At 37.5% G+C, this 23,068-nt stretch carries 27 protein-coding genes and 1 pseudogene; 14 read left to right on the forward strand and 14 right to left on the reverse strand.

All coding sequences use genetic code 11. The features are described 5' to 3' along the window. Positions 1-48 precede the first annotated feature (48 nt). The 8 genes and pseudogenes from ACPT8Q_RS08580 to yceD all read right to left on the reverse strand — a co-directional run bounded on the left by ACPT8Q_RS08580 (position 49) and on the right by yceD (position 5,845). The gene (locus ACPT8Q_RS08580; protein ID WP_061671397.1) at positions 49-1,380 is read right to left on the reverse strand and encodes an anaerobic C4-dicarboxylate transporter; all 1,332 of its coding nucleotides are present in this window, start codon (positions 1,378-1,380) and stop codon (positions 49-51) included. A gap of 202 nt (positions 1,381-1,582) precedes the next feature. After that, positions 1,583-1,813, reverse strand: coding sequence for an acyl carrier protein (acpP, locus tag ACPT8Q_RS08585; RefSeq protein WP_005627318.1), 231 nt, complete (start codon positions 1,811-1,813; stop codon positions 1,583-1,585). 257 nt (positions 1,814-2,070) lie between these two features. After that, positions 2,071-2,799, reverse strand: coding sequence for a 3-oxoacyl-ACP reductase FabG (fabG, locus tag ACPT8Q_RS08590; RefSeq protein WP_050948546.1), 729 nt, complete (start codon positions 2,797-2,799; stop codon positions 2,071-2,073). Positions 2,800-2,812: 13 nt separating this feature from the next. Further along, positions 2,813-3,751 (reverse strand): ACP S-malonyltransferase, encoded by a 939-nt coding sequence (gene fabD, locus ACPT8Q_RS08595; RefSeq protein ID WP_050948547.1) that lies wholly within the window; start codon positions 3,749-3,751, stop codon positions 2,813-2,815. 240 nt (positions 3,752-3,991) lie between these two features. Next, entirely contained in the window at positions 3,992-4,942 is a 951-nt protein-coding gene (locus ACPT8Q_RS08600; RefSeq protein WP_050948548.1) for a beta-ketoacyl-ACP synthase III, read from the reverse strand. A gap of 41 nt (positions 4,943-4,983) precedes the next feature. Continuing rightward, positions 4,984-5,106, reverse strand: a pseudogene (locus ACPT8Q_RS08605) (phosphate acyltransferase PlsX); the annotation flags it as partial. A 21-nt stretch (positions 5,107-5,127) separates the two neighbouring features. Beyond that, entirely contained in the window at positions 5,128-5,298 is a 171-nt protein-coding gene (gene rpmF, locus ACPT8Q_RS08610; RefSeq protein ID WP_005544470.1) for a 50S ribosomal protein L32, read from the reverse strand. A 22-nt stretch (positions 5,299-5,320) separates the two neighbouring features. Next, positions 5,321-5,845, reverse strand: coding sequence for a 23S rRNA accumulation protein YceD (yceD, locus tag ACPT8Q_RS08615; protein WP_050948549.1), 525 nt, complete (start codon positions 5,843-5,845; stop codon positions 5,321-5,323). Positions 5,846-6,003: 158 nt separating this feature from the next. Here yceD and asd point away from each other — a divergent pair, with 158 nt between their 5' ends. Then, a complete protein-coding gene (gene asd, locus ACPT8Q_RS08620; RefSeq protein WP_050948784.1) occupies positions 6,004-6,873 on the forward strand; it encodes an archaetidylserine decarboxylase in 870 nt (289 codons plus the stop codon). Between the two features lie 108 nt (positions 6,874-6,981). Here the strand turns inward: asd and gorA are convergent, their stop codons facing one another. Both gorA and ACPT8Q_RS08630 read right to left on the reverse strand, forming a co-directional pair. Further along, the gene (gorA, locus tag ACPT8Q_RS08625; RefSeq protein ID WP_050948550.1) at positions 6,982-8,352 is read right to left on the reverse strand and encodes a glutathione-disulfide reductase; all 1,371 of its coding nucleotides are present in this window, start codon (positions 8,350-8,352) and stop codon (positions 6,982-6,984) included. A gap of 218 nt (positions 8,353-8,570) precedes the next feature. After that, complete coding sequence (locus ACPT8Q_RS08630) at positions 8,571-9,170, reverse strand: YajG family lipoprotein (protein WP_005648659.1); 600 nt, start codon at positions 9,168-9,170, stop codon at positions 8,571-8,573. A 93-nt stretch (positions 9,171-9,263) separates the two neighbouring features. Between ACPT8Q_RS08630 and ACPT8Q_RS08635 the strand changes: the two genes are divergently transcribed. From ACPT8Q_RS08635 to mnmA, 12 genes are all read left to right on the forward strand, one after another. Further along, entirely contained in the window at positions 9,264-9,575 is a 312-nt protein-coding gene (locus ACPT8Q_RS08635; protein WP_021034939.1) for a BolA family protein, read from the forward strand. A 289-nt stretch (positions 9,576-9,864) separates the two neighbouring features. Beyond that, positions 9,865-11,208 (forward strand): Na(+)-translocating NADH-quinone reductase subunit A, encoded by a 1,344-nt coding sequence (locus ACPT8Q_RS08640; protein ID WP_050948551.1) that lies wholly within the window; start codon positions 9,865-9,867, stop codon positions 11,206-11,208. Between the two features lies 1 nt (position 11,209). Next, positions 11,210-12,445 (forward strand): NADH:ubiquinone reductase (Na(+)-transporting) subunit B, encoded by a 1,236-nt coding sequence (locus tag ACPT8Q_RS08645; RefSeq protein ID WP_050948552.1) that lies wholly within the window; start codon positions 11,210-11,212, stop codon positions 12,443-12,445. Further along, positions 12,438-13,172 carry a Na(+)-translocating NADH-quinone reductase subunit C gene (locus ACPT8Q_RS08650; protein ID WP_021034936.1) on the forward strand — a complete coding sequence of 245 codons (735 nt, stop codon included), beginning with the start codon at positions 12,438-12,440 and terminating at the stop codon, positions 13,170-13,172. Before ACPT8Q_RS08645 ends, ACPT8Q_RS08650 begins: the two co-directional genes overlap by 8 nt. Beyond that, positions 13,172-13,798 carry an NADH:ubiquinone reductase (Na(+)-transporting) subunit D gene (gene nqrD / locus ACPT8Q_RS08655; RefSeq protein ID WP_005648665.1) on the forward strand — a complete coding sequence of 209 codons (627 nt, stop codon included), beginning with the start codon at positions 13,172-13,174 and terminating at the stop codon, positions 13,796-13,798. The genes ACPT8Q_RS08650 and nqrD overlap by 1 nt, the downstream gene beginning before the upstream one ends. Positions 13,799-13,801: 3 nt before the next feature. After that, positions 13,802-14,398: an NADH:ubiquinone reductase (Na(+)-transporting) subunit E gene (gene nqrE, locus ACPT8Q_RS08660; RefSeq protein ID WP_005631374.1), complete on the forward strand. Its 597-nt coding sequence runs from the start codon at positions 13,802-13,804 to the stop codon at positions 14,396-14,398. Between the two features lie 12 nt (positions 14,399-14,410). Then, positions 14,411-15,646, forward strand: a complete 1,236-nt coding sequence (gene nqrF, locus ACPT8Q_RS08665; protein WP_050948553.1) for an NADH:ubiquinone reductase (Na(+)-transporting) subunit F — start codon at positions 14,411-14,413, stop codon at positions 15,644-15,646. A gap of 143 nt (positions 15,647-15,789) precedes the next feature. Next, a complete protein-coding gene (locus tag ACPT8Q_RS08670) occupies positions 15,790-16,830 on the forward strand; it encodes an FAD:protein FMN transferase (protein WP_050948554.1) in 1,041 nt (346 codons plus the stop codon). A 2-nt stretch (positions 16,831-16,832) separates the two neighbouring features. Continuing rightward, positions 16,833-17,093, forward strand: coding sequence for a (Na+)-NQR maturation NqrM (gene nqrM, locus ACPT8Q_RS08675; protein ID WP_050948555.1), 261 nt, complete (start codon positions 16,833-16,835; stop codon positions 17,091-17,093). Between the two features lie 64 nt (positions 17,094-17,157). Beyond that, a complete protein-coding gene (locus ACPT8Q_RS08680) occupies positions 17,158-17,574 on the forward strand; it encodes a nucleotidyltransferase substrate binding protein (protein ID WP_050948556.1) in 417 nt (138 codons plus the stop codon). Further along, positions 17,556-17,861, forward strand: a complete 306-nt coding sequence (locus ACPT8Q_RS08685; RefSeq protein ID WP_050846784.1) for a nucleotidyltransferase domain-containing protein — start codon at positions 17,556-17,558, stop codon at positions 17,859-17,861. Before ACPT8Q_RS08680 ends, ACPT8Q_RS08685 begins: the two co-directional genes overlap by 19 nt. Before the next feature lie 58 nt (positions 17,862-17,919). Further along, complete coding sequence (gene mnmA, locus ACPT8Q_RS08690) at positions 17,920-19,071, forward strand: tRNA 2-thiouridine(34) synthase MnmA (RefSeq protein WP_050948557.1); 1,152 nt, start codon at positions 17,920-17,922, stop codon at positions 19,069-19,071. Between the two features lie 43 nt (positions 19,072-19,114). On the opposite strand, the gene pgeF is transcribed toward mnmA, so the two are convergent. After that, positions 19,115-19,849 (reverse strand): peptidoglycan editing factor PgeF, encoded by a 735-nt coding sequence (gene pgeF, locus ACPT8Q_RS08695; protein ID WP_425627520.1) that lies wholly within the window; start codon positions 19,847-19,849, stop codon positions 19,115-19,117. 1 nt (position 19,850) lies between these two features. Continuing rightward, positions 19,851-20,825: a 23S rRNA pseudouridine(1911/1915/1917) synthase RluD gene (gene rluD / locus ACPT8Q_RS08700; RefSeq protein ID WP_050948559.1), complete on the reverse strand. Its 975-nt coding sequence runs from the start codon at positions 20,823-20,825 to the stop codon at positions 19,851-19,853. A gap of 107 nt (positions 20,826-20,932) precedes the next feature. Here rluD and ACPT8Q_RS08705 point away from each other — a divergent pair, with 107 nt between their 5' ends. Next, a complete protein-coding gene (locus ACPT8Q_RS08705) occupies positions 20,933-21,721 on the forward strand; it encodes an outer membrane protein assembly factor BamD (RefSeq protein WP_050948560.1) in 789 nt (262 codons plus the stop codon). 79 nt (positions 21,722-21,800) lie between these two features. Here the strand turns inward: ACPT8Q_RS08705 and ACPT8Q_RS08710 are convergent, their stop codons facing one another. Beyond that, entirely contained in the window at positions 21,801-22,283 is a 483-nt protein-coding gene (locus ACPT8Q_RS08710) for a surface-adhesin protein E (protein WP_050846780.1), read from the reverse strand. A 31-nt stretch (positions 22,284-22,314) separates the two neighbouring features. Further along, positions 22,315-23,055 (reverse strand): pyruvate formate lyase 1-activating protein, encoded by a 741-nt coding sequence (gene pflA / locus ACPT8Q_RS08715; RefSeq protein WP_050948561.1) that lies wholly within the window; start codon positions 23,053-23,055, stop codon positions 22,315-22,317. Between the last annotated feature and the right edge of the window lie 13 nt (positions 23,056-23,068).

Genomic DNA, 23,068 nt, shown 5'->3' on the forward strand with positions numbered 1-23,068 from the left:
ACCATTCAAAGGTGCTTTTATATTAAAAGGATTTAGTTTGTGTGTAAATTAGCGAATCACTAATTCCGCCACAGAAACACCGGCCAAGCAAGCAACAACAACCCCAATTAAACCCGGCACCATAAAACTGTGGTTAAAATAATATTTACCAATTTTTGTTGTACCCGTTACGTCAAAGTTTACTGTTGCAATGTCTGATGGATAATTTGGAATAAAGAAATAGGCATAAGTTGCAGGCATTAAACCAACCAAGATTGGTGCTGGAATACCTAAGCCAATACCCACAGGTAATAACATGACTGCAGTCGCAGCTTGGCTGTTAATTACGACAGAAACTGCAAATAATGCCAATGCGAATGTCCAAGGATAAGTTTGCACCATATCAGTAATCGCAGCTTTAAATTCTGGCATTGCATATTTGAAGTAAGTGTCGCTCATCCACGCAATACCATAAATTGCAATCGCTGCTACCATACCAGATTTAAATACCACGCCATTTGGCACAATTTGAGGATTTGTTTTCGTTGCGAGTAAAATCACACCACCAAAGCAAAGCATCATCATTTGAATGATAAGTGACATTGAAATTGCTTTTCCGCTACCGATAGTGCGAATTTCAGGAATCATCGCAATCGCAACAATCACAACTAAAGCAAGTAAAAATAGGTAAACAGATTTTTTTGCCCCTTGCGGAAGGGTTTCATTCAATGTTGTGCTTGTGGTATTTAAAATACGTTCACGCCATACGGGATCTTGTAAGCGACGTTGATATTCAGGATCTTGTTCCAACTCTTTGCCACGACGCATACTGTATAAGGAAAGCGCAATTGTACCCACTAAAGTTGCAGGAACGGTTACACAAATAATATCTAATAAACTAATATGCTCAAAAGCGGGCATTGCTGTAATTTTACCTAGATAAAATACAACAGCTGCAGAAAGTGGGCTAGATGTGATGGCTAATTGCGATGCAACCGAAGACGCTGCCATTGGGCGTTCTGGACGAATTTTATTTTTCAGTGCAACATCGCCGATGATTGGCATAATTGTGTAAACAGAGTGACCAGTACCGAGCATAAAGGTTAATAAATAGACGACTAATGGGCCAAGTAAAGTGACACGTTTTGGATTTTTACGGAGAATGCGTTCAGCAATTTGTAACATAAATTTCAAACCGCCAGCAGCTTCAAGCACCGATGCACAAGTCACTACCGCAAGAATGATAAGCATAACATCAATCGGCGCTTTCCCTACTGGCATACGAAAAACAAAGACTTCAATTGCTAATCCAATACCAGAAACCACACCCAAACCAATACCGCCGTAACGGCTACCGATATAGAGCATTAATAGTAAAAATAAAAATTCTAAGTAAAGCATAAACACCTCAAAAATGAAAAACTATGCAAATAATACTTCTTTTTAGGCATATAACTAAATAATTTTTTAAAGTTTAAACCACGATTTTAAGTAAAAGATAATTTAGATCAATTTTTATGAAAGGGAAAAATAAAAAGTGCGGTAATTTTAAAGAGGATTATTAGAAAAAAATTAGGCGACTTAAAAGTCGCCCAACTTAAAATTATTGATTGTTTTGCACGTAATCAATCGCAGATTGAACAGTGGTAATTTTTTCAGCTTCTTCATCTGGAATTTCGATATCGAATTCTTCTTCTAAAGCCATTACTAATTCAACTGTGTCTAAAGAGTCCGCACCTAAATCTTCAACGAAAGAAGCTTCAGATTTAACATCTTCTTCTTTAACACCTAATTGTTCAACGATGATTTTTTTCACGCGTTCTTCAATACTCATTTGTTTTTCCTATTTTGTTGGTTTTAACTCATAAAAGAGCGGTTAGTGTATGTATTTTTTATCAACTTGCAACTATTTTATAGGCTGGTCGCACCACAAAATGGGCAATCTGAATACACACATTAAAAATAGTTACGTACCTTTGCATACGCTCAAGGCGTAACCAAGCTACACTGCGGCTTGGATTCTAACATTATCTAAAATCTTTGGCTATGATTTTGTTATTCAAAATCTATCAACATAATGCCAAAACGACATTAACTTAAATACAAACCACCATTAACGTGTAATGTTGTTCCCGTAATGTAAGCTGCATCATCAGAAGCTAAGAAAGCAACCGCTTTAGCTATGTCTTTTGCTTCGCCTAAACGACCTGCGGGAACATTAGATAAAATGCCGGCTTTTTGTTCATCCGTAAGCACGTCTGTCATATCTGTTGCAATAAAACCAGGTGCCACCACATTTACAGTAATACCGCGCGCAGCCACTTCTTTCGCTAAAGATTTAGAAAAACCAATCACACCCGCTTTTGCCGCACAATAGTTGGTTTGACCGGGGTTCCCCATTGAACCGACCACTGAACCAATATTGATGATACGACCAAAACGTTTTTTCATCATCGAACGTAACATTGCTTTAGAAAGATGATACACCGAAGTTAAGTTAGTTTGCATAATATCAAACCACTCATCATCTTTCATACGCATCAATAAATTATCGCGAGTAATACCTGCGTTATTCACGAGAATATCAATATCGCCAAAATCATTTTTAATTTGCTCAAGTAAAGTTTCAATAGATTCTTTATCCGTTACATTTAACACTAAACCTTTACCTTTATCCCCTAAATATGCAGAAATTGTTTCTGCACCTTTTTCAGAGGTTGCAGTACCGATAACAAACGCACCTTTTGAACTAAGTTCTTCTGCAATCGCACGACCGATACCACGAGTAGCTCCAGTGACTAAAGCAATTTTACCTTGCATTTTTTTCTCCTTTTTACGCTAAAAATTCTTCTACGGCATTGAATGATGCAACATCATTTACAGATATCGCTTGTAAATCACTCACAATGCGTTTGGTTAAACCATTTAATACTTTACTCGGTCCCACTTCAACAAGCACTTGAACGCCATCTTGTGCCATTTTTTCAACTGTTTCAGTCCAACGAACTGGGCTATATAACTGACGAATAAGTGCGGTACGAATTTCTGTACCTGCAGTTTCTGCTTTCACATCAACGTTATTTAATACCGATGTTGTTGGTGTATTAATTTGAATATTCTCAAGTGTTATCGCTAATTGCTCCGCTGCTGGTTTCATCAAGGCACAGTGAGAAGGCACACTCACAGCTAATGGCAATGCACGTTTTGCCCCAGCTTCTTTACATAATGCAGCTGCACGTTCTACCGCCGCTTTCGCACCCGCAATAACGACTTGACCTGGAGAGTTGAAATTCACTGCTGATACAACTTCGCTTTCCTCTGCTTGTTTACAAGCATTAATAATCGCTTCATTATCCAAACCAATGATCGCATACATTGCACCAGTGCCTTCAGGCACAGCTTGTTGCATTAATTTTCCGCGCAATTCCACTAATTTAATCGCATCTTGGAAATCCAACACACCAGCACAAACTAGTGCGGAATATTCCCCCAAGCTATGCCCAGCCATCACTTCTGGTTTTAATTGAGGAAACTTCTCTTGCCATACGCGATAAATAGCGACTGAAGCTGCCAAAAGTGCGGGCTGAGTTTGCCAAGTTTTATTGAGTTCTTCAGCTGGGCCTTGTTGAACAAGATGCCATAAATCATAACCAAGCGCATCAGATGCTTGTTTAAATGTTTCAGTAATGATTGGATATTCGGTGGCAAGATCAGCAAGCATACCGACAGTTTGGGAGCCTTGGCCTGGGAATACCATTGCGAATTTTTTCATTATGTTTTGTCCTATTGTTTTTTAATTGAGAATTCTTCTTCGGTAATTAAAATCGGGTTTAGCCGATGGCGACTTACTTTTTCTTTGCCTCGCCAAAGAAAAAGTAAGCAAAAAGAAGGGAACCCAATTTGTTCTTTCTCCGATTTAAAGTGCGGTTAAAACTCAAAATATTTTTTGTTCTTAAAATGAATTCAAAACTAACCGCACTTTTTAAACCGCTTACATATTCTAACAAACTAATTAGAAACGCACTAATGCTGAACCCCAAGTCCAACCACCGCCAAAGGCTTCTAATAATAATAACTGCCCACGTTGAATACGGCCATCTCGAACAGCCTCATCTAAGGCAACAGGCACAGTAGCTGCACTGTTGTTAGCATATTTATCTAACGTAACCACCACTTGTGACATATCCATTTCTAACTTTTTAGCCGTTGCCGTGATAATACGTAAATTTGCTTGGTGTGGCACAAGCCAGTCTAAATCTTTTTTATCTAAATTATTGGCTAAAAGTGTTTCTTCCACCACATTTGAAAGTTCACGAACTGCCAATTTGAACGTTTCGTTACCTTGCATCTCGATATAGCCAGATTTTTCTATACCACGTTCTGGCTGAGCTAAAACAAGGGCATTATTTTTATCTGCTGAAGCGTGTAAATGGGTGGAGATAATTCCTTCTTGTTCACTCGCTTCTAAAATTACAGCACCCGCACCATCACCAAATAGCACAACAGTGCTGCGATCTGTTTCATCTAATTTACGAGAATTGAGATCTGAGCCTATCACTAAGGCTTTTTTCACTTTGCCTGCACGAATAAATTGATCAGCTACGCTCAAAGCATAGACAAAGCCTGTGCAAGCTGCGGCTAAATCAAAAGAAATCGCATCATCAATATTTAATAAACCTTGCACTTGGCAAGCCGCACTTGGATAAGCATGTGAGTGACTTGTAGTTGCAACAATAATCAGTTCAATATCTTGAGGATTAATTTGAGCAGCTTCGATCGCATTTTTTGCCGCTTCAAATCCCATTGTTGCAACAGTTTCATCTGCCGCTGCGATACGACGTTCACGGATACCAGAACGAGTGACAATCCATTCATCTGATGTATCAACCATTTTTTCTAAATCCGCATTTGTGCGAATATGGCTCGGCAAATAGCTACCGGTGGATAAAATTCTACTATTCATACTCAATAAGATAAGCAATTAAAAAGGAAAAAAATCTATGGACTATCGCCAAGTAAGAGAAAAGACGACACCGGATTATTTTCCGATGTTAAAGGAATGCAGATAGTAATACGGGGACCTACGTCCCCGCCCATCACATCTAACACTAAGGTTAGACGACCCAAGTGAACACCTATAAGTAAAAATTACTTATTGATCACCTTACGACCACGATAGTAACCGTCTGCAGTTACGTGGTGACGTAAGTGAGTTTCACCACTTGCTTTATCTACTGATACAGCAGCAGTTGTTAAAGCATCGTGTGAACGACGCATATCACGACGTGAACGAGATTTTTTGTTTTGTTGAACAGCCATTGGCTATACTCCTAAATTTAATTTACTTTTGCTTTAAATTAGCTAATACAGCGAACGGGTTCGGTTTTTTTGCCAATTCTTCAGGCAATTCGCCAAAAACCTGTTCCTGCGCGGACACTTCACAGTGTTCAGATGAATGCATTGGGACAAGCGGTAGAGCTAAAATAAGTTCGTCTTCCACTGTACCAATTAAATCTATTTCGCCAAACGCATTAAATTCGATTGGTTCATAAATTTCGGGCAAGTCATCAGCCTGATCCCAATTAGCCACTGGACTATAAGTAAACTCACATTCCAATGTTTGTTTGTAAGACAAATTACACCGCTGACATTCAAGCTCGACATCAACCTGTACTTTACCTTTCATCACCACTAATTTTTGTGGATCAACATAAAACGATAATGTTACCTGTGCATCGCTAAGCACATTTACTACTGATTCCGCCAAACGCTCAAGCTGATTTGCAGCATAATAGCCAACATAATCAAGCCGTCTTTGAGCATCTTTTACGGGATCAACAGTGAGGGGTAGTTTTACCTTTTGCATAGGGCCTGAATATTACCTGTTGTTGCGAAGATAGTCAAAGGGAAATCACATTTTTTATTGGATAACTCAATAAAGGAAATTATCCAGTAACTAAAAAGGTTGGAACTATAACAAAAATTGCTATAATCACGCCTCTTTTTTAACAAGGAAAGATAATGATGACTTCAAATTCTTATTGGCAACGCCTAAAAGTTGCCTTTCAATATGTGATGCCACAAATTTATTTAACTCAAATTGCAGGCTGGTTTGCTAAACAAAAATGGGGCAAAATAACACATTTTGTAATTAAAGCCTTTGCAAAAAAATATAACATTGATATGAGCATTGCGCAAAAAGAACAATTTTCTGATTACGCAAGTTTTAATGAATTTTTTATTCGTCCGTTAAAAGAAAACGCACGCCCAATCAATCAAAATCCTACCGCACTTTGTTTACCAGCAGACGGTCGCATTAGCGAGTGCGGTCATATTGACGATACTCTTTTATTACAAGCTAAAGGGCATTTTTTCAGCCTAGAAGACTTACTGGCAGAAGATAAAGAATTAGTGGAAACCTTTAAAAATGGGGAATTTGCCACTACTTATCTTTCTCCCCGTGATTATCATCGAGTGCATATGCCATGCGATGGTACGCTACGCAAAATGATTTACGTGCCAGGTGATTTATTCTCTGTGAACCCATTTTTAGCCCAACATGTACCCAATTTATTTGCGCGTAATGAACGTGTAATTTGTGTTTTTGATACTGAATTTGGCACAATGGTACAAATTTTGGTCGGTGCAACCATCACTGCAAGTATTGGCACAACTTGGGCAGGCATAATTAATCCACCACGCCACAATGAAGTGAAAACTTGGACTTATGAAGGCGAAAGTGCGGTCAAATTATTGAAAGGTCAAGAAATGGGTTGGTTCCAACTTGGTTCGACAGTAATTAATTTATTCCAAGCAAATCAAGTGCGTTTGGCTGATCATTTAAGCGTCAACGAACCTGTTCGCATGGGCGAAATCTTGGCGTATAAAAAATAAACAGGATTTATTTCCATAAATGACGGAAACAAATCCTGAAAGTAGATATTTTTTACTTATTTAAAGGCAGAATAACCTTACTGCCTTTTTCTTCTTTCATTTGAACAATTAACGCATTGTTACAAATTCCTCTGAACCTGTTGGATGAATTGCCACCGTATTGTCAAAATCAGCTTTTGTTGCACCCATTTTGATTGCTACAGCAAATCCTTGGATCATTTCATCTACGCCGAAACCAATACCGTGCAGACCTACAACTTTTTCATCTTTACCCACACAAACTAATTTCATTTTGCACGGTTGGCGATGTTGAGTTACCGCAGTGTACATCGCTGTGAAAGAAGATTTATATACCTTAACATTTTCTGCGCCGTACTGCTCAATCGCTTGCGGTTCAGTTAAACCTACTGTGCCAATTGGTGGATGGCTGAATACAACGGTTGGAACTAAACTGTAATCTAAATATTCAGTCGATTTATTATTAAATAAACGCTCTGAAAGGCGACGACCTGCTGCAACTGCAACTGGTGTCAATTCAATACCGTTTTCGATAATATCGCCTACCGCATAAATGCCTTTCACATTAGTATTTTGATATTTATCTACTTTGACATAGCCGCGTTCATTTGTTTCTACGCCTGCATTTTCTAAGCCAATTTTATCTGTCGCTGGAACACGACCCGCAGCCCAAATAACGCAATCCACTATAACATCAGATTGACTATCACATCTTACAGTAAGTGAACCATCTGCATTTTTAACAATTTCAGATGGGGTAGAATTGGTATGTAATTGAATACCATCTTGCTCAAGCACTTCCACTAATGTTTCTACGATTAATGGATCTTGATTACGCATTGGCGCATGGCGACGCACTAATAAATGTGTTTCCACGCCTAAGCTGTTTAATACGCCAGAAAGTTCAACAGCAATATAGCCTGCACCGATAACAGCAGCACGTTTTGGTAATTCGGTTAATGCAAAGAAACCATCTGAATCAATACCGTATTCTTGTCCTTTAATATTTGGACGATATGGACGACCACCAGTTGCGATTAAAATATGATCTGCGGTTACTTGTTCTTTTGTACCATCAGCAAGTGTTACTTCGACGGTATGCGAATCGACAAATTTTCCGAAACCATTAATTACATCAATATTATTTTTCGCTAATACATTATTATAAGATGTATGAATACGACCAATATAGGCTTGTCGGCTTTCAATTAGTTTTGAAAAATCAAATTTTTTCACTTCAACATCAAAACCATAATCTGGCGCATAATTGTTGATTGCTTCTGCAATATGTGCGCCATAAAACATCACTTTTTTAGGTACGCAACCGACATTGACACAAGTTCCGCCAAGATGTTTTGCTTCAATGATTGCACATTTTTTTCCATAGCTTGCAGCACGATTTAGAGACGCAATACCGCCACTGCCACCGCCAATAGCAATATAATCATAATGTTTAGCCATAATTTGCTCCTTTTTTTAAACTCAAAGTTTTTTTGTATTCTGCCTAATTTTTATAAAGAATGCTATAAATTGATGTAATTGGTTTTATGAATATTTTTTATTCTTTTAAACAGATAATTAGTCCGAAATGATTTTATGTGAAGCCCAGTATGTAGAATGAAATGGCATCATAGAAAAAGAGGAAGATTGTTTTAATCTTCCTCACTGTAGATATGCGATTAATTAGAATATTGGTTAATCGCAACCGCAACTTCTTGATCTTGATAAATATTGTTCACAATATCATTAAAAGTTTGAGATAGCACTTTATGAATTTCATCATTGTCTGCATTAAATACGCCCTCTTGTGAGTGCGTGACATTAAATGATTTATTATACGAACCTTTCGCACCTTGTACATAAACTGTCGCTTGAATTTTGGTATTGAGTTTATAACGAAGATTACCTTGTTCTACTTGCGTAGCAAATTCACGCACATCCACTGTTACCCACGCATTTGAACCATTTAATTGCCCAATTCTAAAACCTTTACTAATTAAATTTTGCTGCATCACTTGCTGAAATAATTGTGTAACACTTGGGGATGCATTTAATTTAATCAGTTCCCCGTGTTTTGTATAACTCGCAATCTCTTGTATTGCGCGGCTATCTTTTGTTGTAACAGATACAACAGCAGTTCGATTAACATTCATTGAAGCACTTGGTGCAGGAGGTGTGAATGCTAATATATTTGATTGTGCTTGGCAGCCTGCAAGAAATAATGTAGCCGCTAGAATACATACTGATGATAATGTTTTAATTTTGTTTACTAATGCCATAATTTCCCCACAAATCAATTAGAATTGTGCTATTCTTACAAACTTCCTTATTAATGTATAGCGTTTCATTGTAGTTTTTGTGGAGAACTTATAATGTTAATTCAACAAATTATTGAGCAAAAAATTCAAAAAGAATTTCAACCGCACTTTTTAGCAATAGAAAATGAAAGCCATTTACATCACTCTAATCGAGGTTCTGAATCACATTTTAAATGTGTTATTGTCAGCACGGTCTTTAAAAATATTCGAAAAGTACAACGTCATCAACGTATTTATCAATTACTGAACGAAGAATTAAATCATAGTATTCACGCTTTAGCATTACATTTATTCACTCCAGAAGAATGGAAAGCACAAAATGAAACTGTACCGCTCTCAACAAAATGTGCAGGTGTTGGTCGTTAATTTTGTTATAAAAATGTAACATTTTTGATATATCGCAAAAAGTTCTAACAAAAAATCCTCTGTTTGAGTAGCGAAAAACAGAGATTTTCGCTAGAATAAGGCGTTTAATTTAGTCCAAATTCGATTTCTCGGTAAAATTATTAACTGTGAAATCAATCCATTTGAGTTTTTTATTTTGTGACATTAATGTTTTTTAGCGGTTTGTCACACTCAAACGTGAGATTGCTTCTAGGGTATTTTTACTATATTAGCAATTGTATTTTTAACCTTGAAAAGTAGTGCAAATAGTATGATTACAATTAAAAAAGGCTTGGATCTCCCAATCGCGGGAAAACCAGCACAAGTAATCCATAGCGGCAACGCTGTGAATCAAGTTGCGATTCTAGGTGAGGAGTATGTGGGGATGCGTCCTTCAATGAAGGTTCGCGAAGGCGATGTTGTGAAAAAAGGTCAAGTACTTTTTGAAGACAAAAAAAATCCTGGTGTAATTTTTACAGCCCCTGCAAGCGGTACCATCACTGCAATCAATCGTGGCGAAAAACGCGTATTACAATCTGTTGTTATTAATGTAGAAGGCGATGAAAAAATCACTTTTGCAAAATATAGCACAGAACAATTGAATACACTTTCTTCTGAACAAGTAAAACAAAACTTGATAGAATCTGGCTTATGGACAGCATTACGTACTCGTCCATTTAGTAAAGTTCCATCCATTGAAAGTGAACCATCTTCTATTTTTGTAAACGCGATGGATACCAATCCATTAGCAGTCGATCCTGCTGTCGTATTAAAAGAATATTCACAAGACTTCACTAACGGTTTAACCGTACTAAGTCGTTTATTCCCTTCAAAACCATTACACTTATGTAAAGCGAGCGATTCTAATATTCCAACTGCTGATCTTGAAAATTTACAGATTCATGATTTTACTGGTGTCCATCCAGCTGGTCTTGCAGGTACGCATATTCACTTTATTGATCCTGTTGGTATTCAAAAAACTGTATGGCATATCAATTATCAAGATGTGATCGCCGTAGGTAAATTATTTACGACAGGTGAACTTTATGCAGAACGTGTGATTTCTCTTGCAGGTCCTCAAGTGAAAGAACCTCGTTTAGTACGTACAATAATCGGTGCTAATCTTTCTCAATTAACCCAAAATGAATTAAGTGCGGGTAAAAATCGTGTAATTTCTGGCTCGGTGCTTTGTGGTCAAATAGCAAAAGATTCACATGATTATTTAGGTCGCTATGCTTTGCAAGTATCAGTAATCACTGAAGGTAATGAAAAAGAATTTTTTGGTTGGATTATGCCACAAGCCAGTAAATATTCTGTGACTCGTACCGTATTAGGCCACTTTAGTAAAAAATTATTTAATTTTACTACTTCAGAAAATGGTGGCGAACGTGCAATGGTGCCAATCGGTAGCTATGAGCGCGTAATGCCGTTGGATATTTTACCGACATTGTTATTACGTGATTTAATCGTGGGCGATACTGATGGTGCGCAAGCATTAGGTTGTCTGGAATTAGACGAAGAAGACTTGGCGTTATGCTCTTTCGTTTGCCCAGGCAAATATGAATACGGTTCAATCTTGCGTCAAGTATTAGATAAGATTGAGAAGGAAGGTTAAAATGGGTTTGAAAAATCTTTTTGAAAAAATGGAACCCGCGTTTTTACCCGGTGGTAAATACAGCAAGCTTTATCCGATCTTTGAATCGATTTATACCTTGCTTTATACACCAGGTACGGTAACGCACAAAAACACTCACGTTCGTGATGCGTTAGATTCAAAACGTATGATGATTACGGTTTTCCTTGCTTTGTTCCCTGCTATTTTCTACGGGATGTACAATGTGGGTAACCAAGCGATCCCCGCTTTAAATCAATTAGGCAATTTAGATCAACTAATTGCTAACGATTGGCACTATGCTCTTGCTAATTCATTAGGTTTAGATTTAACTGCCAATGCAACTTGGGGCTCTAAAATGGCACTTGGAGCAATTTTCTTTTTACCAATTTACTTAGTGGTATTTACCGTTTGTACTATTTGGGAATTATTATTCTCTGTGGTTCGTGGTCACGAAGTAAATGAAGGTATGTTTGTATCAACCATTTTATTTGCATTGATCGTTCCACCAACATTGCCACTATGGCAAGCCGCATTAGGTATTACTTTTGGTATCGTTGTTGCAAAAGAAATTTTTGGTGGTGTTGGTCGTAACTTTATGAACCCTGCACTTGCGGGTCGAGCTTTCTTATTCTTCGCATATCCAGCTCAAATTTCAGGCGATACGGTTTGGACTGCCGCAGATGGTTTTTCTGGTGCAACCGCACTTTCACAGTGGTCACAAGGTGGTCAAGGTGCATTGCAACATACCGTAACAGGTGCTCCAATTACTTGGATGGATGCTTTTGTTGGCAACTTACCTGGTTCAATGGGGGAAGTTTCTACCCTTGCAATTTTAATTGGCGGTGCTGTTATTGTATTCACTCGCATTGCAGCTTGGCGCATTATTGCTGGTGTGATGATTGGTATGATTGCAACCTCAACCTTGTTTAACCTAATTGGCTCAGAGACTAACCCTATGTTCTCAATGCCTTGGCATTGGCACTTTGTTTTAGGTGGATTTGCATTGGGTATGATATTTATGGCGACCGATCCTGTTTCAGCATCTTTTACTAATACTGGTAAATGGTGGTACGGTGCATTAATTGGTGTAATGGCTGTATTAATTCGTACTATAAACCCAGCCTATCCAGAAGGAATGATGTTAGCGATTTTATTTGCAAATTTATTTGCACCGATTTTCGACTACATCGTTGTTCAAGCAAATATCAAACGTCGGAGAGCGAGAACAAATGGCTAAGTTTAATAAAGACAGCGTAGGCGGCACAATCCTTGTTGTGCTACTACTGAGTTTAGTTTGTTCCATTATTGTTGCTGGTTCCGCAGTAATGTTAAAACCTGCACAAGAAGAACAAAAATTGCTCGATAAACAAAAAAATATTTTAAATGTAGCTGGTCTTTTACAAGCAAATACGAATGTAAAAGAAACTTATGCAAAATTTATTGAGCCGCGTTTCGTTAATTTAGCAACAGGCGAATACACACAACAAGCAGATGATAGCCAACAAGCAATTCCTGCTGATGCTGATAAAGCACGTATTCGTTCTCGTAGCAAAACAACTGAAGTTTATCTTGTAAAAGATGAACAGGGTCAAACCCAACAAGTTATTTTACCAATTTATGGAACTGGCTTGTGGTCAGTGATGTATGGCTTAGTATCTGTTCAACCAGATGGTAATACTATTAATGGAATTACTTACTATCAACACGGCGAAACACCAGGATTGGGCGGAGAAATTGAAAATCCAAACTGGGCAAGTCTATTTAAAGGTAAAAAATTATTTGATGAGCAACATCAACCTGCCATTCATATTGTGAAAGGTCAAGCTCCACAAGATGAACATAGTATTGATGGTTTATCTGGTGCAACTTTAACAGGTAATGGTGTTCAAGGTACCTTTAATTATTGGTTCAGCAAAGATGGCTTTGGTCCATATCTTGAAAAACTTCATTCAGGAGCAAACTAATGTCTGGAAAAACAAGTTATAAAGATCTGTTGTTAGCGCCAATTGCTAAAAACAACCCTATTGCATTGCAAATCTTAGGGATTTGTTCTGCATTAGCTGTAACAACAAAATTAGAAACTGCTTTTGTTATGGCAATTGCAGTTACCTTAGTAACTGGATTATCAAATTTATTTGTTTCCCTAATCCGCAATTATATACCTAACAGCATTCGTATTATTGTACAGCTCGCAATCATCGCTTCGCTTGTTATCGTAGTGGATCAAATTCTAAAAGCCTATGCTTATGGTTTATCTAAACAGCTTTCGGTATTCGTTGGTTTGATTATTACTAACTGTATCGTAATGGGACGTGCCGAAGCATTTGCGATGAAATCCCCTCCCGTTGAAAGTTTTGTAGATGGTATCGGTAATGGCTTAGGTTATGGTTCGATGTTAATTATCGTAGCATTTTTCCGTGAACTTATCGGTTCAGGTAAATTATTTGGTATGACTATTTTTGAAACTATTCAAAATGGTGGTTGGTATCAAGCAAATGGTTTATTCCTACTTGCACCAAGTGCATTCTTTATCATCGGATTTGTTATCTGGGGATTAAGAACTTGGAAACCAGAGCAACAGGAGAAGTAATCAATGGAACATTATATTAGCCTATTTGTTAAGGCAGTCTTCATTGAAAATATGGCACTTTCTTTCTTCTTGGGGATGTGTACTTTCTTAGCAGTATCTAAAAAGGTATCAACTGCGTTTGGTCTTGGAATTGCGGTAACTTTCGTTCTTGGTATTGCAGTGCCAGTAAACCAATTAATTTACGCAAATGTACTAAAAGAAAATGCTTTAATTGAAGGTGTAGATTTATCATTCTTAAACTTTATCACTTTCATTGGGGTTATTGCAGGTTTAGTACAAATACTCGAAATGGTATTAGATAAATTTATGCCGTCACTTTATAACGCATTAGGGATTTTCTTACCTTTAATCGCAGTAAACTGTGCAATCTTTGGTGGCGTATCTTTCATGGTTCAACGTGATTACAATTTCCCTGAATCTATCGTGTACGGTTTCGGCTCAGGTTTAGGTTGGATGTTAGCGATTGTGGCTCTTGCTGGCTTAACGGAAAAAATGAAATACGCTGATATTCCTGCCGGATTAAAAGGTTTAGGTATTACCTTTATCTCTGTTGGTTTAATGGCACTAGGCTTTATGTCTTTCTCTGGTATTCAATTATAAGGAGTGTAATCAATGAGCGATTCAGTAATTCTTGCACTCGGTATTGCCGCATTTACAGTTATTGTATTAGTGTTAGTGGCGATCATCTTATTTGCGAAATCAAAATTAGTCGATTCTGGCGATATCACTATCGGTATCAATGACGATCCTGAAAAAGCGATCACATTACCTGCAGGTGGTAAATTATTAGGTGCTTTAGCAAGTAAAGGTATTTTCGTATCTTCTGCTTGTGGCGGTGGTGGCTCTTGTGGTCAATGTATTGTTAAAGTGAAAAATGGTGGTGGAGAAATTCTTCCCACAGAACTTTCTCACATTAACAAACGTGAAGCAAAAGAGGGCTATCGCTTAGCTTGCCAAGTTAATGTAAAAGGCAATATAGAAGTTGAACTTCCTGAGGAAATCTTCGGCGTTAAAAAATGGGAATGCACCGTTATTTCTAATGATAACAAAGCAACCTTTATTAAAGAGCTTAAATTGGCTATTCCTGAAGGCGAGGAAGTACCTTTCCGCGCAGGTGGCTATATCCAAATCGAAGCTGATCCACATGTGGTAAACTATAAAGATTTCGATATTCCTAAAGAATACCATGAAGACTGGGATAAATATGATTTATGGCGTTATGTCTCTAAAGTGGACGAGCATATTATTCGTGCTTACTCAATGGCTTCATACCCTGAAGAGAAAGGTATCATTATGCTTAACGTGCGTATTGCGACTCCACCACCACGCCAACCTGATGCGCCTCCGGGTCAAATGTCTTCTTACATTTGGTCATTAAAAGCAGGAGATAAAGTCACAATTTCTGGCCCATTTGGGGAATTCTTTGCGAAAGAAACCGATGCAGAAATGGTATTTATCGGTGGTGGTGCGGGTATGGCACCAATGCGTTCGCATATCTTCGACCAATTAAAACGTTTACATTCTAAACGTAAAATGTCGTTCTGGTATGGTGCACGTTCTAAACGTGAAATATTCTATCAAGAAGACTTTGATCAATTACAAGCTGAAAATGATAATTTCGTATGGCATGTTGCATTATCAGATGCATTGCCTGAAGATAATTGGACTGGCTATACAGGCTTTATTCACAATGTACTTTATGAAAACTACTTGAAAAATCATGAAGCACCAGAAGACTGTGAATACTATATGTGTGGGCCTCCAGTGATGAATGCAGCTGTAATTAAAATGTTGAAAGATCTTGGTGTTGAAGATGAAAACATTTTATTAGATGACTTTGGTGGCTGATTTCAGTTAATCAATTCATCATAAAAACTGACCGCACTTTATGATAAAGTGCGGTCAAAATTTAAGATGTTTTTAGAAATTTTCTATGATTACAGGTAAGTTTTGTTGAGTTTGCCAGTAATTCACAAATTTAGGAAATCCAGATGAAAAAATTAATAAGCGGTATTATGGCTGTAGCAATGGCGTTAAGTCTTGCAGCCTGTCAAAAAGAAACAAAAGTTATCTCTTTAAGCGGTAAAACAATGGGGACAACTTATCATGTTAAATACCTTGATGATGGTTCAATAAAAGCAACATCTGAAAAGACGCATGAAGAAATTGAAGCTATCTTAAAAGATGTGAACGCGAAAATGTCCACTTACAAAAAAGATTCGGAATTGAGCCGTTTCAATCAAAATACCCAAGTGAATACACCGATTGAGATTTCAGCAGATTTTGCCAAAGTATTGGCCGAAGCGATTCGTTTAAATAAAGTGACTGAAGGTGCATTGGATGTAACTGTTGGTCCTGTCGTTAATTTATGGGGATTTGGCCCTGAAAAACGCCCAGAAAAACAACCTACACCAGAACAATTAGCTGAACGTCAAGCTTGGGTTGGCATTGATAAAATTACCCTAGATATTAACAAAGAAAAAGCTACATTAAGCAAAGCACTTCCTCAAGTTTATGTTGATTTATCATCGATTGCTAAAGGCTTTGGCGTTGATCAGGTCGCTGAAAAGTTAGAACAATTAAATGCTCAGAATTACATGGTTGAAATCGGTGGTGAAATTCGTGCAAAAGGAAAAAATATCGAAGGAAAACCTTGGCAGATCGCAATTGAAAAACCAATTACAACAGGCGAAAGAGCGGTTGAAGCTGTTATTGGATTAGACAATATGGGGATGGCAAGTTCAGGTGATTATCGTATTTACTTTGAAGAAAATGGTAAACGCTTTGCGCACGAAATTGATCCAAAAACAGGTTATCCAATTCAACATCATTTAGCCTCAATTACGGTGCTTGCGCCAACTTCAATGACTGCAGATGGCTTATCTACAGGGTTATTTGTGCTGGGGGAAAACAAGGCGTTAGAAGTGGCTGAGAAAAATAATCTTGCCATTTACTTAATCATTAAAACAGATAATGGTTTTGTCACAAAATCATCCTCTGCTTTCAAAAAATTAACAAAAACAAAAGAATAGTTATGCAAACTTTATTTTTTACTTTAATCGCTTTCGTCGCAATTATATTGTTGATGTCTATCGGATTTATTATCAAAAAACAAAGTTTAAAAGGCAGCTGCGGTGGTTTATCTACCCTTGGTATTGCCAAAGCTTGCGATTGTGATAAACCTTGCGACACGCTTCAATTAAAATTAGATGCAGGCGATGAACAAGCGAAAGCTGAATATGAGCAAAAATTTGTGAAAAAAGATGATGATTCGCAATTTTATGAAGTGAAATAACTTGCTCAAAACTGACCGCTCTTTTGATGATAGGGCGTTATTAACGCCCTCTTGAGGATGAACTATGCGATCAAATAATCGTTGGCTACAACGTTTCCAAAATTATCAACGATCCCTTTTTCATTTAAAAAATGAAGTAACTCAATATGGAAATACCAATATTGATGTGATTAAAAAAGGAATTATTCAAAGTTTTGAAATCACTCACGAATTGTCGTGGAAATTGATGCAAGATATTCTTCGAGAAGAAGGAGAATCTGAGCTTTATGGATCAAAATCAGCAACTCGTTTAGCTTTTAACCGTGGACTAATTAATCAGGGAGAAATTTGGTTAGAAATGATCAAAAGCCGTAATCTAACAGTCCATACTTATGATCAGCAAATGATTAATGAAGAATTTGATAAAATTATTCATCTATATTTACCTGCATTTACTAGTTTTGAGCAAAAAGTGAGTATGATATGCAGCAATTTGGATTAAGTGATAAACAGCAGATAATTATAAAAAATATTTTAGCTCACTACCCAGAGGTTGAGCTTGCGATTATTTATGGCTCTCGTGCTCAAAACACTTTTAGAGAGGGCTCTGATATTGATTTAACACTGAAAGGTAAACATTTAACCCAAGATATTTTAGGAAAAATTTGGCTTGAACTTGATGATTCCGATTCACCCTATTTATTTGATTTATCAATTTATCAGCATTTGACTCATTCTCAACTGGCTGAAAATATAGAACGAACTGGCAAGGTTTTTTATCAACGATAATCAACTATCTTAACAACTAACCAATGTGCTTCGCCTTAACCGAAGTTACGGGAGAACTATGTTAATTTCAAATACTTATAATCAACACTTTCCTCAATTGACGCAAGAGCAGATTGCGAGCAATGCTACCAAAAAAGTGATTTGTGGTATGTCTGGCGGAGTGGATTCTTCTGTGTCAGCTTTTATTCTTCAACAGCAAGGCTATCAGGTGGAAGGCCTATTTATGAAAAACTGGGAAGAAGATGACGATACGGATTACTGTACTGCTGCAGCTGATCTTGCAGATGCTCAAGCAGTATGTGATAAATTGGGTATCAAACTACATAAAATTAATTTTGCTGCAGAATATTGGGATAATGTCTTTGAGCATTTTCTAACTGAATATAAAGCAGGGCGCACGCCGAACCCAGATATTTTGTGTAATAAAGAAATTAAATTTAAAGCATTTTTAGAATATGCAGCTGAAGATCTTGGTGCCCATTACATTGCAACAGGGCATTATGTACGTAGAGCTGGTGATGATGAAAATGCAAAATTATTACGTGGTTTAGATGCTAATAAAGATCAAAGTTATTTTCTTTATACCTTAAGCCATAAACAAGTAGGGCAAAGTTTATTCCCTGTTGGTGAAATTGAGAAGCCCATTGTTCGCTCTATTGCTGAAGATCTTGGTTTAATTACAGCGAAGAAAAAGGACTCTACCGGTATTTGTTTTATTGGTGAGCGTAAATTTAAGGATTTCTTAGCTCGTTACTTGCCAGCTCAACCGGGTAATATTCGCACTGTAGATGACGAAATTATTGGTCGTCATGATGGTTTGATGTATCACACGTTGGGACAGCGTAAAGGATTAGGCATCGGTGGTTTAAAAAATGCAGGAGATGAAGCTTGGTATGTAGTAGATAAGGATGTAGAAAATAATGAACTTATTGTTGCTCAAGGCCATGATCATCCTCGTTTATTTTCTAAAGGTTTGATTGCTAGCCAATTACATTGGGTTGATCGCGAACCAATTCGAGAGTTATTACGTTGCACGGTAAAAACGCGTTATCGCCAACAAGATATTCCTTGTGTGATTGAACCAATTGATGATGAAACCATTCGAGTGATTTTCGATGAACCCCAATCAGCAGTAACCCCAGGGCAATCTGCCGTATTTTACCTTGACGAAGTTTGTTTGGGTGGCGGTATTATCGCAGAAAGAATATAAAACAAAGATTACTAAAAGCGCATTTTATGCGCTTTTAGACTATTTATTCAAACCAAATGACACTTGCCATTCGGCCTGTTTGATTGTCCCTGCGATAAGAAAAGAACTTTTCTTTTTCGTTGAATGTACAGTGATTTCCACCATAAATTTGCGTAATGCCGAGATTATTTAATCGCTGAGTTGCGATTTGATAAAGATTACCTAGGTATTTACCTTCTTCGATTGCATCAGGTTGAAAGACAAGTTTGGCTTTTTCATCTACCGCAACAAATTGTTTTACAACATCAATTCCAACTTGAAATGCTGTTGGGCCAATTGCTGGGCCAAACCACACGATAATATCTTCAGATTTAGCTTGAAAATATTTCATTGTTTCTTCTAGTACGCCATCGCATAAACCACGCCAGCCAGCATGCACTGCAGCTACTTCATTGCCAGATGTTGTAGTGAATAGAACTGGCAAACAGTCTGCAGTCATAACAACGCAAACTTGATTGGGAACATTTGTATAAACTGCATCCGCTTCAAGATTTTCTCCTGAATAAGGTAATTGAAGTACTCTAGTGCTGTGTGTTTGCGTTAAAAATACAGGTTTTTGTGGCAAGCCAAATTTTTCGACTAATAAAGTGCGGTTGGTTTTTACCGCACTTTTGTTATCACCCACATGATCGCCTAAGTTGAAACTAAAATAAGGCTCTAGGCTCACGCCCCCTTCACGAGTGGTGGTAAAGGCATGAATATTCTTTGGAACGTTCCAATTGGGGTTAATCGCTTGCATATTAATAATCTAACTCATCTTGATGTTCTAGATAGTCGGCTTTGAGTGCATTAAGCAATTCAACGAAATCATCAGGCAATGGTGCATACCATTCCATCATCTCCCCCGTAATTGGATGGGATAAACGTAACATAACTGCATGTAAAGCTTGGCGTTTGAAATTACGCAATACTTCCATAAAGTCTTCACTTGCATTCTTGGGTGGACGAGGGCGTCCGCCATAGGTTTGATCGCCTAGTAATGGATGGGCAATATGTGCCATATGAACACGGATTTGATGTGTACGACCCGTTTCCAAACGTAAACGTAAACGGGTGTAGTTACGGTAATTCTCCATAATACGATAATGGGTCACAGCTGGTTTTCCCATTGGATGAACCGCCATTAAAGTGCGTTTGGTTGCATGACGAGCCATAGGTTGATCTACAGTGCCGCCTTTAGTCATAATGCCTGAAGCGACCGCTTCATATTCACGCGTAATTTTGCGTTTTTGTAAGTCGCGTACTAACTTAGTTTGTGCTGGAATAGTTTTCGCAACAACCATTAGGCCTGTCGTATCTTTATCTAATCGATGCACAATTCCTGCTCTAGGTACTTCTGCAATTGGCGGATAATGATAGAGTAACGCATTGAGTACGGTTCCATTTGGATTGCCAGCACCAGGGTGTACCACAAGATCTTTTGGCTTGTTAATCACAATAATATCATCATCTTCATACACGATATTCAATGGAATATTTTCTGCTTCAAAACGTGTTTCATCTTCCACTTCAACAATAATCTCTATTCTCTCTCCTCCGAGCACTTTCTCTCGTGGAATATTGGCAATGCGATCATTTAATTTTACGAGATCGGCTTCAATCCACGTTTTTAATCGGGAGCGAGAATATTCAGGGAACAACTCTGCAAGTGTTTGGTCTAAACGCTGTCCCATTTGTTCTGGCTGCACTTCAGCCGAAAGGGTAATTTGTGGCATAAATAGCTCTCAAAAATTTTAAAAGTTGGCTTATTGATTAATGTTCTATACAATAGCCAACAATTGTATCTTATTTATTGGTTTTCGTAAAAATTAAGGAAAAAACAATGCGTAAAATAAAATCTTTGGCGTTGCTTGCCGTGGCAGCATTGGTTATTGGATGTTCAAGTGGTTCAAAAGATGTTGAACAAGCATCGGTAAATGAATTATACACAAAAGGTACAACATCATTACAAGAAGGTAGCTACTCTGAAGCCATTCGCTATTTAAAAGCGACGACTGAACGTTTCCCTGGTAGTATTTATCAAGAACAAGCAATGTTAGATTTAATTTATGCAAATTATAAAACACAAGATTATACGCAAGTATTATTGACGGTAGATAGCTTTTTACATCAATTTCCACAAAGCCCAAATCAAGCCTATGCGGTATATATGGCTGGCTTAACTAATGCAGCAACAGGCGATAATGTTATCCAAGATTTTTTTGGAATTGACCGTGCAACACGTGAAACAACCTCTATGCGTACCGCTTTTTCTAATTTCCAAAACTTAGTTCGTGCATTCCCTAATAGCCCTTACTCACAAGATGCTTTAGCTCGTATGGCTTATATTAAAGATGCACTGGCTCGTCACGAATTAGAGATTGCCAAATTCTATGCAAAACGTAAAGCGTGGGTAGCAGTTGCAAATCGTGTGGTAGGAATGTTAAAACAATATCCTGATACTAAAGCAACTTATGAAGGATTATTTCTGATGCAGGAAGCTTATGAAAAAATGGGTTTGACCGCATTAGCAAATGATACTCAAAAAATTATTGATGCGAATAAAGATAAAACTTTTGCACCAATTGAAAAACCAAACGAACCAGACTTAAAAGTGCCAGCAGTTAAATAACAATAACTGCAGAAAAATCAAATACTCTCTGCACCCTAAAAGTTGAATAAAATTTAAACTAATTAAGGTGCAGATTTTTTTATTTTTTATCAACTGAAAATGCTTTACCATAATTCGCACAAATAATCTGAGCAGCATTATAAAGCGTCGTATCAGGTGTTAGACTTAACGTATGTTTCTTTTGCTTTTTAGGTGCTGCACGTAAACCCTGTCCCCAAAACTCATCATAGAAATCAGTTCGCACTTGAGTTAAATGATAATTTGCACAATTTAAAATCTTATACTGACGAACAGAACGTGCATAACGTTTAGGCTCAGGATAAACATACAATCCCTTATCTAAATTCACCACTGCATCAAAATGCACAATTTGTGGTTCTTGGTTATCCACCCAAATAGATTCACTATCGATGTAATAATTCACATTCTTCACCAAACGTACATATCCGCTTCGCACATCAGTCGGTGCTGTCAGCTTCACATCATTTTGTTCAACCTTTTGAGTTTGAGCAGAACAGGCGGTAAGTAGCCCAAGTGATAATGTTAAAATAATTTTTTTCATTATTTACTCCTTATGTTAGCTGACATTTATTTTAGAATTTTACAGTATGCCCATAACCTTCTAGGATTGTTTTAATATGCTCTAACGATTCTTTGGTTGGCGGTAATACATCTTCAAGCTCATAATCTAACCCAAGGGTTTTCCATTTATGTGCACCTAATCGATGATAAGGAAGAAGTTCAACTTTTTCAATATTGGTCATACCTTCAATAAACTGACCTAATAAATGCACATCGTGATCGCTATCGGTATAACCAGGAACAACAACATAACGAATCCATGTACGTTGATTACGTTTTTGCAAATATTTTGCGAATTCAAGGGTACGTTTATTTGGTACTCCAATAAGATTTTGATGAACTTGATCATTAAGCTCTTTTAAATCGAGTAAAACAAGATCTGTTACATCTAATAATTCATCAATAATATGATCATAATGACGTACAAAACCATTTGTATCCAAGCAAGTATTAATCCCTTCCGCTTTACAAGCACGGAACCAATCGCGTACAAACTCTGCTTGTAACATAGCCTCACCACCAGATGCAGTGACACCACCGCCAGTCGAATTCATAAAATGGCGGTAAGTCACTACTTCTTTCATTAAATCTTCGACACTGATTTCTTTGCCACCTTCAAGATCCCAAGTATCACGATTGTGACAATATTTGCAACGCATCAAGCAACCTTGCATAAATAAAATAAAACGAATACCTGGCCCATCTACAGTGCCACATGATTCAAAAGAGTGAATTCGTCCAAGAACTGACATACATAAATTTCCT

The sequence above is a fragment of the Haemophilus sp. HN_Hi10 genome (genome assembly GCF_049821985.1).
Taxonomy (GTDB): Bacteria; Pseudomonadota; Gammaproteobacteria; order Enterobacterales; family Pasteurellaceae; genus Haemophilus; species Haemophilus influenzae_D.

Coding starts and splice junctions, on each gene's coding strand:
- ACPT8Q_RS08580 (WP_061671397.1), bottom strand. CDS start 1,380: ATGCTTTACTTAGAATTTTTATTTTTACTATTAATGCTCTATATCGGT.
- acpP (WP_005627318.1), bottom strand. CDS start 1,813: ATGAGTATTGAAGAACGCGTGAAAAAAATCATCGTTGAACAATTAGGT.
- fabG (WP_050948546.1), bottom strand. CDS start 2,799: ATGCAAGGTAAAATTGCTTTAGTCACTGGAGCTACTCGTGGTATCGGT.
- fabD (WP_050948547.1), bottom strand. CDS start 3,751: ATGAAAAAATTCGCAATGGTATTCCCAGGCCAAGGCTCCCAAACTGTC.
- ACPT8Q_RS08600 (WP_050948548.1), bottom strand. CDS start 4,942: ATGAATAGTAGAATTTTATCCACCGGTAGCTATTTGCCGAGCCATATT.
- rpmF (WP_005544470.1), bottom strand. CDS start 5,298: ATGGCTGTTCAACAAAACAAAAAATCTCGTTCACGTCGTGATATGCGT.
- yceD (WP_050948549.1), bottom strand. CDS start 5,845: ATGCAAAAGGTAAAACTACCCCTCACTGTTGATCCCGTAAAAGATGCT.
- asd (WP_050948784.1), top strand. CDS start 6,004: ATGACTTCAAATTCTTATTGGCAACGCCTAAAAGTTGCCTTTCAATAT.
- gorA (WP_050948550.1), bottom strand. CDS start 8,352: ATGGCTAAACATTATGATTATATTGCTATTGGCGGTGGCAGTGGCGGT.
- ACPT8Q_RS08630 (WP_005648659.1), bottom strand. CDS start 9,170: ATGGCATTAGTAAACAAAATTAAAACATTATCATCAGTATGTATTCTA.
- ACPT8Q_RS08635 (WP_021034939.1), top strand. CDS start 9,264: ATGTTAATTCAACAAATTATTGAGCAAAAAATTCAAAAAGAATTTCAA.
- ACPT8Q_RS08640 (WP_050948551.1), top strand. CDS start 9,865: ATGATTACAATTAAAAAAGGCTTGGATCTCCCAATCGCGGGAAAACCA.
- ACPT8Q_RS08645 (WP_050948552.1), top strand. CDS start 11,210: ATGGGTTTGAAAAATCTTTTTGAAAAAATGGAACCCGCGTTTTTACCC.
- ACPT8Q_RS08650 (WP_021034936.1), top strand. CDS start 12,438: ATGGCTAAGTTTAATAAAGACAGCGTAGGCGGCACAATCCTTGTTGTG.
- nqrD (WP_005648665.1), top strand. CDS start 13,172: ATGTCTGGAAAAACAAGTTATAAAGATCTGTTGTTAGCGCCAATTGCT.
- nqrE (WP_005631374.1), top strand. CDS start 13,802: ATGGAACATTATATTAGCCTATTTGTTAAGGCAGTCTTCATTGAAAAT.
- nqrF (WP_050948553.1), top strand. CDS start 14,411: ATGAGCGATTCAGTAATTCTTGCACTCGGTATTGCCGCATTTACAGTT.
- ACPT8Q_RS08670 (WP_050948554.1), top strand. CDS start 15,790: ATGAAAAAATTAATAAGCGGTATTATGGCTGTAGCAATGGCGTTAAGT.
- nqrM (WP_050948555.1), top strand. CDS start 16,833: ATGCAAACTTTATTTTTTACTTTAATCGCTTTCGTCGCAATTATATTG.
- ACPT8Q_RS08680 (WP_050948556.1), top strand. CDS start 17,158: ATGCGATCAAATAATCGTTGGCTACAACGTTTCCAAAATTATCAACGA.
- ACPT8Q_RS08685 (WP_050846784.1), top strand. CDS start 17,556: ATGCAGCAATTTGGATTAAGTGATAAACAGCAGATAATTATAAAAAAT.
- mnmA (WP_050948557.1), top strand. CDS start 17,920: ATGTTAATTTCAAATACTTATAATCAACACTTTCCTCAATTGACGCAA.
- pgeF (WP_425627520.1), bottom strand. CDS start 19,849: ATGCAAGCGATTAACCCCAATTGGAACGTTCCAAAGAATATTCATGCC.
- rluD (WP_050948559.1), bottom strand. CDS start 20,825: ATGCCACAAATTACCCTTTCGGCTGAAGTGCAGCCAGAACAAATGGGA.
- ACPT8Q_RS08705 (WP_050948560.1), top strand. CDS start 20,933: ATGCGTAAAATAAAATCTTTGGCGTTGCTTGCCGTGGCAGCATTGGTT.
- ACPT8Q_RS08710 (WP_050846780.1), bottom strand. CDS start 22,283: ATGAAAAAAATTATTTTAACATTATCACTTGGGCTACTTACCGCCTGT.
- pflA (WP_050948561.1), bottom strand. CDS start 23,055: ATGTCAGTTCTTGGACGAATTCACTCTTTTGAATCATGTGGCACTGTA.